Origin of the sequence: Enterococcus sp. LJL51 (assembly GCF_049894025.1) — a bacterium.
Taxonomy (GTDB): domain Bacteria; phylum Bacillota; class Bacilli; order Lactobacillales; family Enterococcaceae; genus Enterococcus_L.
Genome location: NZ_JBNEQE010000021.1, coordinates 55,967 through 65,441, shown reverse-complemented (window position 1 = coordinate 65,441; position 9,475 = coordinate 55,967). Strand labels below are relative to the sequence as shown.

Annotated in this window: 10 protein-coding genes; 7 read left to right on the top strand and 3 right to left on the bottom strand. The window is 39.7% G+C overall.

Annotated features, from left to right (window positions below):
* Positions 1-314 (top strand): transposase (locus tag ACPWSO_RS15990; RefSeq protein WP_426084586.1); only part of this gene is annotated, 314 nt, incomplete at its 5' end.
* A 13-nt stretch (positions 315-327) separates the two neighbouring features.
* Here ACPWSO_RS15990 and ACPWSO_RS15985 read toward each other — a convergent pair.
* Complete coding sequence (locus ACPWSO_RS15985) at positions 328-1,047, bottom strand: MerR family transcriptional regulator (protein WP_426084585.1); 720 nt, start codon at positions 1,045-1,047, stop codon at positions 328-330.
* 79 nt (positions 1,048-1,126) lie between these two features.
* Here ACPWSO_RS15985 and ACPWSO_RS15980 point away from each other — a divergent pair, with 79 nt between their 5' ends.
* Complete coding sequence (locus ACPWSO_RS15980) at positions 1,127-1,855, top strand: glucosamine-6-phosphate deaminase (RefSeq protein WP_426084584.1); 729 nt, start codon at positions 1,127-1,129, stop codon at positions 1,853-1,855.
* 185 nt (positions 1,856-2,040) lie between these two features.
* Here the strand turns inward: ACPWSO_RS15980 and ACPWSO_RS15975 are convergent, their stop codons facing one another.
* On the bottom strand, positions 2,041-2,766 hold the full coding sequence (locus ACPWSO_RS15975; protein ID WP_426084583.1) for a DUF2087 domain-containing protein: 726 nt from the start codon (positions 2,764-2,766) through the stop codon (positions 2,041-2,043).
* A gap of 479 nt (positions 2,767-3,245) precedes the next feature.
* Here ACPWSO_RS15975 and ACPWSO_RS15970 point away from each other — a divergent pair, with 479 nt between their 5' ends.
* The 4 genes from ACPWSO_RS15970 (at position 3,246) to ACPWSO_RS15955 (ending at position 7,845) form a co-directional block, all read left to right on the top strand.
* On the top strand, positions 3,246-4,349 hold the full coding sequence (locus tag ACPWSO_RS15970) for a toxic anion resistance protein (RefSeq protein ID WP_426084582.1): 1,104 nt from the start codon (positions 3,246-3,248) through the stop codon (positions 4,347-4,349).
* Between the two features lie 11 nt (positions 4,350-4,360).
* The gene (locus tag ACPWSO_RS15965; protein ID WP_426084581.1) at positions 4,361-5,047 is read left to right on the top strand and encodes a hypothetical protein; all 687 of its coding nucleotides are present in this window, start codon (positions 4,361-4,363) and stop codon (positions 5,045-5,047) included.
* Positions 5,048-5,066: 19 nt separating this feature from the next.
* Positions 5,067-6,758, top strand: coding sequence for a VWA domain-containing protein (locus ACPWSO_RS15960; protein ID WP_426084580.1), 1,692 nt, complete (start codon positions 5,067-5,069; stop codon positions 6,756-6,758).
* Between the two features lie 388 nt (positions 6,759-7,146).
* Complete coding sequence (locus ACPWSO_RS15955) at positions 7,147-7,845, top strand: hydrolase (protein ID WP_426084579.1); 699 nt, start codon at positions 7,147-7,149, stop codon at positions 7,843-7,845.
* A gap of 236 nt (positions 7,846-8,081) precedes the next feature.
* Here ACPWSO_RS15955 and ACPWSO_RS15950 read toward each other — a convergent pair whose 3' ends face one another.
* Positions 8,082-8,591 carry a hypothetical protein gene (locus ACPWSO_RS15950; protein WP_426084578.1) on the bottom strand — a complete coding sequence of 170 codons (510 nt, stop codon included), beginning with the start codon at positions 8,589-8,591 and terminating at the stop codon, positions 8,082-8,084.
* Between the two features lie 240 nt (positions 8,592-8,831).
* Between ACPWSO_RS15950 and ACPWSO_RS15945 the strand changes: the two genes are divergently transcribed.
* Positions 8,832-9,449 (top strand): NAD(P)-dependent oxidoreductase, encoded by a 618-nt coding sequence (locus ACPWSO_RS15945; protein WP_426084577.1) that lies wholly within the window; start codon positions 8,832-8,834, stop codon positions 9,447-9,449.
* Positions 9,450-9,475 lie beyond the last annotated feature (26 nt).

Sequence of the window (9,475 nt, the reverse complement as noted above, 5' to 3'; positions counted from 1 at the left end):
CAGAATGCAAGAAGAAGCTTTCAGATGAAAAAACAGGTTCGATTTATCGACAACGGAAAATCGATGTAGAACCAGTGTTTGGGCATCTAAAGGCTCATTTGGCGTTCCATCGTTTCCATTTACGTGGAAAACAAGGAGCGAAGATTGATGTTGGTTTGGCTCTCATGGCACTAAATCTAAGAAAATTAGGAAAATATATGGAGAGAAAGAGAAGGGAAGAAGAAAAAACAAGCCCGATTTTGACATTCATCATCAAAATCGAGCTTGTTTTCTTTTTGAGAGTGGATTATGTCCCAGTCTCCTTTAAATTATGAATCAAGCGGCTGATTACCATTTTGCCTGTAGAATTCTATAGCTGCTTTTCGTGTCTATTCCCGGCAGTTTTAGCAGATAAGTTGTACGGCTGGTATTTAGGTGTTTTGAATAATGCTCCTCGTGCGTATGAAGCTCCTGATAATCGGCATAGTTTTCTTGAGGAAGAGATTCTACTGCAATCCCCGGAAGCTCCATGTAGTAGGAGTAGCATTTTTGACCATCGTTCAGCTGCTGCTTTATCCCGCAGAAAAAAAGATAGCTTAGAGAGAGATTTCTTTTTAGCAGTTCTTTTCGGAAGTACATACTCGCTGCGACCCATTCACTGCCATAGTCAAAAACGGCTGTATCATTTTTACAAGAGACTTCTAAAGTTGAGAAAAAAGCAGGCTGACTAGTTGTCATTTGTGTTTCAAATAGGATGCTTGTGATTCGTTTGATTCGAGCGATTTTGTCTTCTTCTTTCTGGATGTAGCCGGCTATTTTTTTGATCGTTTGTTTGCTAATCTGATTTTCTGCAATAAATTCGGCGATATCCTGCAAGGTTAAACCGAGATATTGAAGGGTCTGGATTAAAAAAATAGTCTGCTTCTGGTCAATTGTGTAATACCGGTAGTTGTTTTCCGGATTAATATAGACAGGAGCAACTAAATTTAAATTGCTATAGTATCGTAGTCTTTGAATCGATATACCGCAAAGTTCAGCCATTTTTCCAATAGAAAGCAAGTCTTCCATTTTTATATCCTCCTCTTGACTCTATAGTAGCTATAGACATTATTATAAAGGAAAAATAAAGAAAGAAGGCGTAGAAATAATGAAAATTATTGTAGAAAAAGACTATGAGGGAATGAGCAGCAGAGTTTCAGAGAAATTAATAGAAGCAATTTATGGCGGCAGCTTTCAGAATATTTCTGTCACAGCTGGCAGCAGTCCAATTCGAGCGTATGAAATTGCCTCAGCTCACATTCGTAATCATGAGATTAATCCTCAAATCACTTTTTTCAACTTTGATGAAATTCCATTTAAAAAGAGCGGTGGTGATGGTGTGACAATTACTAACTTAAAGAAGAGCTTTTTTGAGAAAGCCGGAATTGCAGATGAACAGCTTCACAAGCTGACAATGGAGAACTATCAGACGCACGATGCATATCTTGAAAGTATCGGCGGTATTGACATTGTTTTTCTGGGAATTGGTGCTGATGGTCATTTTTGCGGAAATCTGCCGAATACCACAAAATTCGGTGATCAGACAAGTTTTGTATCAATTGACGCAAGACCAGATATGAAAGATATTCTATTAGGCGAGGTTGAAGGAGCTGCTGAAGAGCTGCCGGAAGGATATGTAACGATGGGACCGCGAAGCATTATGAATATTCCGGAAGTTATCATGATGGCTTCTGGGAAAGGAAAAGCAGCAATCATTAAAAAAGCTTTTTTTGGTAGTGTAACAGAAGCGGTGCCGTCCTCTGTTTTCCAACTGCATCCGAACTTTACCTTGATTTTAGATAAAGAGGCCGCTCAGGAGATTGCTGAATTCATTTGATGTAAAAGCAGCTGCGGCACTATTTCTAGGAATCTAACAAGCATCAGATTACTAAAAGCTTGTTTACGGTTCTCACAATGTTGTGATTCCCGAAGCAAGGAAATACTGAAATACCGTTTATTCGGTTTTAGGGGACTGAGACAAATTTATGTCGCGTCCCCTTCTCTTTGTATTCCAAAGCTAACCTAAAGTTTCCAGTATTTTTTTCCATCGTTGGTTCGACCGAGAAAGCCGTATTGAATAAGGTACCTGCGAATGGCAACATAGTCGTCAAAAACTTCGCTGATCATCTGGTTGATTTCTTTTTCTGAATAGGTTCTATTTTCTGCAAATGATTCTGCCAGGTACTGCAGCAGAACGATTTTGCTTTTTTCTTTGCTTGGAATTCGATTCGCTCTGCCGTTGTCATCTAAGAAGGACGCCAATGTCTTTTCCCGATACTCCTCACTAATCATAAAGCGGTCATCATAGGTTGCGATGCTAACTTCCTCTGCCGTCATTTTTTTATTCACCCTTTCCAGTAATTCAATTGCCGACAAGAGATATAATGCCTGTCGTTTTTTTTCTCTCAGCTTGAACCGATGATTTCTAATAGTAGATGGACTAATTTCCAACTGTTCGGCAATTTCGCCATCAGTTAGATCGATGCTCAAAAGGCTCATAAGATTCTTTTGTGTGCCAGAAATGCCAGAGACAGTTGTGGGTAGCGCCAGCAGCGCCTTTAATGGTCCGCCATGCTTTTTGTGAAGGTGGTCGTTAACGGCGTAAATGCTGTTGTACAAGTGCTGGTCGATTGGATAAATCTCCTCTTTATTAAATGCAGCTCCACAGTAAAGACAGATGTAGTCTGACTCTTCTTCAAAAAAACCATTGATGATAATTTCTTCATTCAATTTCTGATTCTTGCCCATAGTAATTTCTCCCTGTTCTATTTGTTTATAATGCTATTTTAAGATTAATTTCCGATTTTGTCTATTTATTTATAGACAAAAATAGATTGTGTTGTTTTTTGCGAGTGCGGTTTATAATAGATAGATTCATAATGAAGTAACAGTTCGGCTATTTAAACAGCAGCAGGACGAAATAGAGGAGTGTCCGGGAAAAGCATAAAGAGCGGTTGGCAGTCGTATGGAAAACAGGGGATAATGAAGCTTATTATTTGAAGTGAAAATAGAGAAATACATTCATTTAACAGCTGTTCAAATTATAGTGTTTCACGGATTTTTTTGACAGGCTAGTGACAGGAGCCTATAAATAATCTAAAATAATAGTTATACAACTTTTTCACAAGAGAAGTTTTTACATGATGAAAGGTGTCAAAGAATAAAAGAATCAGAGAAATGTCTATCAATAAGAGGATGAATAATAAAAAAGAAAGGTGTGTTAGTTTATGGATGAGTTTACATTTGGTGCACCACAGGAAGAGACGAAGGAAATTGAGCAGCTGCTTGAGATAGAGATTAAACAGCCGGAAATTCAATTGACCGAAGCTCAGGTTGAAGCAATCGATAAATTAAAAGATCAGATTGATATTAATAACGTGATGGGTGTAATGACCTATGGAGCGAAGGAACAATCTCGTTTATCTGAGTTTTCAGATCAGGCGCTGGATAAGGTTAAAAGTCATGAATTAGGCGATGTTGGTAAAATCATTAATGAGCTGGTCATAGAGCTGGAAAGCTTTGATCCGGATGAAAACGACGGATTTTTGACAAAACTGTTTAAGCGGGGCAAAAATAAAATCGAAACAATGATGATTCGATTTGAAGATGTCAACGCGAATGTTTCCCGAATTTTAAATAATTTAGAAGGTCATTACTTAACAATAACGAATGATATCCTGACATTGGAAGAAATGTCTGAGGCCAACAAGCTGTTTTATCAGAATTTATCAGTCTATGTGGCTGCTGGACAAGCGAAAATTATTGAGCTTAAAGGAACAACTTTGCCGGAGCTTCAGAATAAAGCGGCTGGGCAAAATCAGGAAGACCTGAACAATCTCTCTGAGTTTTCCGATAAATTGACTCAATTTGAAAAAAAGGTTCATGATTTAGATATGACAAAGATGATTAGCCAACAGCTGGCGACTCAAATTCGCGTGATTCAGAACGCAAACAAAGCAATGGCTTATAAAATTCAGTCGACAATGACAAATACAATTCCAATGTGGAAGCAGCAAATGACCATTGCGCTTTCAGCTCAGCATACACTGTCCGCAATTGAAGCAGACAATGCCGTTTCTGATATTACAAATGAACTGTTTAAGAAAAATGCGGAGAAAATTCACCATGTCTCTACGCAGGCTGCAGAATCTTCGGAGAAGAGCATTGTGGATATTGAAACTTTAAATGAAGTGAATACACAGACTATCGCTGCATTGAAGGATATTCAAGTGATTCGTGAAAAAGGAGCAGCGAATAGAAAGCATGCTCAGGAGGAAATGCTGCGTATGCGCACAGAGCTCGCCAATGCACTAATTGATGTAACGAAATGAGGTAGAACGGAATGACACAGAAGAGAATACGATTCCTTTTAATAGGAACAGGGGCGATTGGGGCACTGGTCTGGATTGCTGTTCGAGTCCTTTTATTGGATTTTGATGCTGCGGTTATCAGCTATGGTTCAAAAACCGTTCGAACATTCAATACCATTGCCACAGCCGGTCTGATTGTTGCTGCACTGGCCGTAGCCGGTCTGATTATTGTGGTGTTTTCGCAAAAGAAAGAAGCAGCTCTGAAAGCTGGCGGAAAGCCAGCTAAAAAAGCCGATCAGCACTATGACGGCAAAGATATCGTAAGCAAACTGGATAAGCTCTATGAGACACACACGGTTTATCAAAAGGATATTGTTGAAGCTAAGAAAATGATTGATCAAATTGACGGCTGTATCGAGGATTTACTAGAGCTGCAGGCGGATAATGAATTTGAAATATTAGATAAAATCGAGTATTCCATGCGTCAGGCCAAAATGCAGATATTACAGAATACCAAAAGCATTGTTAACCGAATCACCATTGAGGGCGATCCTCAGGAAATTACCAAGCGTTTGAATACAAATTCGGAAATTCTAAAACAAGTAAGAGGGTTATTACACGAAACCGTAAATTATCTGGATTCTAAATCTCCATCAACTAGAGGGGATTTAGACAGTATGACCAAGGCATTGCAGTCGCTAAACAACACAATCGAATAACTAAGAAGGAGCTTTTACTATGAAAATCAGGGGAATAAAGAGGCTTGTTGTGGGGAGCATCATCCTGACAGCCCTCTTTTCAGGATGTACAACAGGGAACGACGGGAAAATCGACAGCGGATCTGGAGATATCAAAAATCTTTCGAAAGCCGATGCTCAGTCAGAGCTGAAAAGCTACGTGAAGAAAATCGACGCCTCAACGGCAGAACTGAAACGGGATATTGATACAAGCTCAATGAACGAAAAGGAAGAGCTTCCGCCAATTGATAAAACGTATCCTTTGACTGTAGAAGGGAAAAACCAGATCAATGCAGAAATTTTTGTCAGTCCGGAAAAAGCCGGCAGCGGGAAAGACGGTCTGTTTGTTGAACTGGCTGAGGAGTTTAACAAGAAGAATAGTATGATTGACGGAAAGACTGTTTCAGTTTCTATCCGTTCGATGGCTTCTGGTACTGGGCTGGATTATATCGCTTCTGAAAACTACGTCCCGGACGGCTATACACCATCGAATCTTTTGTGGGGGAAGATGCTGGAATCAAATGGGACAGCTTTGACAACAGTGGCAGATAGAACCATTGGAAATACGGGTGGTTTGCTAATGAAGGAAGCTACTTACGATGAAATCGTCAAGAAATATGGAGAGGTTAATATTGAATCGTTGGTGAAAGCTGTAACGGATGATGGCATGCTGTTAGGCTATACAAACCCATATACCTCTTCAACAGGTCTTAGTCTATTGACTCAGCTGATGAATCAATTTGATGCGAATAATCCATTAAGCGATCAGGCTGTTTCTTCTCTACAGGCATTTCAAAAGGATTTACCGTCCACATTATTTAATACACTTCAATTAAGAGAAGTAGCGAAAAATGGTTCAGTGGATATCATGTCGATTAGTTATCAAACATATATCAATACACCGGAATTTAAGCAGTATAAGTACGTGCCGCTGGGGATTCGGCAAGATTCACCGATGTATACGATGAATACAGCTTCTGAAGAAAAGAAACAGGTAGTTGCTGAATTTACAAAATATGTTCAAGAAGCTGAAAACCAGGAAAAAGCCTCTTCTTATGGCTTTAATCAGCTGGATGATTATCAGCTGGAAATCGATAATATCGACGGGGCAATTGTTTCCTCAATTCAAAAGCTTTGGAAAGAAAATAAAAATGGCGGAAAACCTATTATTGCTGTGTTCGTTGCAGATGTTTCCGGCTCTATGGATGGCGCGCCGATTAACTCATTAAGACAATCTTTACTAAACAGCAGCAAATATATTGGTGATGATTCTTACATTGGCTTAGTTTCATACAGTTCAACAGTCACTGTGGAGCTGCCAATTGAGCGGATGGATGCTAAGCAGCGTGGTTACTTTACCGGAGCTGTTAAAAACTTGACAGCTGATGGCGGAACAGCGACATATGACGGTGCATTAGTCGCCCTGAATATGATTCAGGAGCAGCTAGAGAAAACACCAGATGCCCGGCCGATTATCTTTGTCCTTTCTGATGGCGAAACGAATGAAGGCTATAGCTTTGACAAAGTAGCGCCTATCATCAAAGGCTTAGGTGTAACAGTAAATACGATTGGCTACAATGCCCAGTTGGATGAACTAAAAAAACTGTCCAGCATCAATGAAAGTGCAACAATCAACGCGGACAGCGATGACGTTGTCTATCAGTTGAAGCAGCTGTTTAATGCAGAGCTGTAATTAGCAAGCAAGAATGAGGATGGGACAGAAGTGTTTATTTCCAAAGGTCTTGCTCCTGCGGTTACTCGTCGCAGTTAAGTGCTTTGCGAGTGCTCCTGCGGTTACTCGTCGCAGTTTAATGTTGGTATGTGCTACTGCTCCCGCCGTTTATTCGGATTCCACGTGAGTAAGATATAACTCAATGAGTTATGTCCCACTCAATTTAATCAAGAAAAAAGGAGAGCCTGAGATCTGACAGATCTTGAGGCTCTCTGACTCTATCTAAATTCTGTTCAATTAATGAACGATAGTCTATACTGCGTAAGAACAAACTACAACGTGTATTAAAAAAATGATAGTGGCTGTATGTATAGAAATATAAACACTAAATAAAAGGAGATATGTCTAGATGGAAAAAACACCCAAATATATGCCAGAGTTGTCCTCCGAGCTGAGACAAAGTATTATTAAGATGCCGAAAGCAATTCGTGAAGCGAGCGGCATCAGCATTTATGGAAAGCGGATAAAAAGTATTATCTACACGATGGATGTAGCGGTTATTGCGAACAATGACGCTGATGCAATTTTAGCAGTCTATCCATGGACACCGAATACCCGGATTTTATCTGCTATTTCTCAAGTAGCTCAGGCACCAATCTTTGCCGGAATCGGCGGCGGCTTAACCTCTGGAAACCGTTCATCTCGTTTAGGTACTTTCGCAGAAGAGCACGGGGCTTACGGCGTGGTGCTGAACGGTCCTACAAATATTGAAACAATTATGACTGTGAATGAAGCTGTGGATATTCCCATCATGTATACAGTGGTCAACGATAAGCGGGATTTAAGCAAGCTGATTGAAGCTGGCGTGGATATTTTTAACGTAGCAGGAGGGAAAGATACGGTGAAGCTGGTAAAATGGATTAGAGCACAGTATCCGGAATTTCCAATTATCGCTTCTGGCGGCAAAACAGATGAACAGATTCTTGAAACTATTGAAGCTGGAGCGAATGCAATCACTTACACAACCTATGGTAAGACAGAGACCTACTTCCAGGAAAAAATGGAGCAGTATCGGGAACAATCGGTTGATGATACGATGGAAGCTTAAAGTGTATCGAATTGAAGGAAATAAAATAACAGAGGGCGGGATGTAGATAAATCCCGCTCTCTGTTTTTATTAGAAGCTGAGTGTTATTTTACTTTGTAAAGCACTAGTTGGGAGCAGTTAACATTGATTTAGCAGCTGCTGGAGCTTTGATGTCCAAAGCTTTAAGCCTCATCTCTGTTTTTATAGTCAGTCAATGTTCTTAGTACAGGCAAGCTTAAAAAATACAATGATTTGATTTACAGCGTGCCCAGAACATATTGGAATTCGTTGAAGGCAGCTTCGTCGATACCGCCGTTCATTTGGAACAGCACGAGCTTTTCTTCGTTTACAGCTGTCCAGGATTTGAATTTAGGATCTTCGGCAGATAAGTCATCATAGAATTTTTTGACCTCCTGCAAATCAGCTAGGTTTGTGTAAACAGTTACACGGCCATTTAAATAGGAAGCGGTATATTCTGAATAGTAGACACCAAATATAACGCCCGTAGCCGCTTTCATTGGAGCCAGACCATAATCCTCCTGTGTCATATCCCGTTCTTCATACACAGCCAGTCCGGCGTCTTTAAATTTTTGAACAACCTCTTGTGCAGTGATGCTGGCTTGGGCTGGTGCTTCATTGGAAGCAATAGTAGTGCTGCTGGTTGTTTCCGAACTACTTGTTGCCGTCGTTTTTTTGTCCGGAGTGCTGCAGGACATCAGCAGGAAGCAACAGATACCCAATAAACTCAAAGTGACTCCTTTTTTCATATAGTTCTCTCCCTTATGTACGAAATACATTTTAACGTCTATTCTGTTTTCATTCTACCATTTTTTCAAAGTGTAAATCTATAAGATTATTAAAATATGCATGTAATTTTTTTAGAACCTGAAAAAGTTCTTCTGATTTGATTTAATTGAGTCTGACGACTAAAATTTAACTATAAACTATGTTTTTTTATGAGGAAACTACATAGAGTTAATACAGAAAAGAAAGGATGTTGGATTGTTATGAAAATAGCTGTACTTGGCGGAAATGGAAAAGCAGGTTCACTGATTATTCAGGAAGCAGAAAAAAGAGGATTTCAGACAACAGCAATTGTCAGAGACAAAAATAAAGTCGGACCGAATCAACAGGTGATTGAAAAAGACGTGTATTCATTGACGAGAGAAGATGTTAAGGACTTTGATGTATTAGTCTGTGCGCTAGGATTTTGGGGAAATGTTGAAGAATTTTCTATATCAATGAAACATTTGATTGGTCTCTTAGCAGGTCTTCCAACTCGTCTGCTAGTTGTTGGGGGTGCGGGTAGTCTCTATTTAAATGCAGATAGAAGTCAGCAGCTCAAAGATACCCTGCCTGATGAATATAAGACGGTTCCGATAGCCATGGGTGAAAGTCTGCAGCTACTAAAAGAATCTAAGGGAGTAAATTGGACCTATATTAGCCCTGCTCAAAACTTTGATGCAAAAGGAGATCGGACAGGTAAGTATTTTGCCGCAGGTGATACTTTGACAAAAAATGCAGAAGGAAAAAGCTATATCAGCTATGCCGACTATGCATTAGCGATGGTAGACGAAATTGAAAATAAGAATTATCCAAACCAGCAAATGAGTGTTTATTCTTAACTGGTCAATACAGAAAATTGATATAA

Coding starts and splice junctions, on each gene's coding strand:
- ACPWSO_RS15985 (WP_426084585.1), bottom strand. CDS start 1,047: ATGGAAGACTTGCTTTCTATTGGAAAAATGGCTGAACTTTGCGGTATA.
- ACPWSO_RS15980 (WP_426084584.1), top strand. CDS start 1,127: ATGAAAATTATTGTAGAAAAAGACTATGAGGGAATGAGCAGCAGAGTT.
- ACPWSO_RS15975 (WP_426084583.1), bottom strand. CDS start 2,766: ATGGGCAAGAATCAGAAATTGAATGAAGAAATTATCATCAATGGTTTT.
- ACPWSO_RS15970 (WP_426084582.1), top strand. CDS start 3,246: ATGGATGAGTTTACATTTGGTGCACCACAGGAAGAGACGAAGGAAATT.
- ACPWSO_RS15965 (WP_426084581.1), top strand. CDS start 4,361: ATGACACAGAAGAGAATACGATTCCTTTTAATAGGAACAGGGGCGATT.
- ACPWSO_RS15960 (WP_426084580.1), top strand. CDS start 5,067: ATGAAAATCAGGGGAATAAAGAGGCTTGTTGTGGGGAGCATCATCCTG.
- ACPWSO_RS15955 (WP_426084579.1), top strand. CDS start 7,147: ATGGAAAAAACACCCAAATATATGCCAGAGTTGTCCTCCGAGCTGAGA.
- ACPWSO_RS15950 (WP_426084578.1), bottom strand. CDS start 8,591: ATGAAAAAAGGAGTCACTTTGAGTTTATTGGGTATCTGTTGCTTCCTG.
- ACPWSO_RS15945 (WP_426084577.1), top strand. CDS start 8,832: ATGAAAATAGCTGTACTTGGCGGAAATGGAAAAGCAGGTTCACTGATT.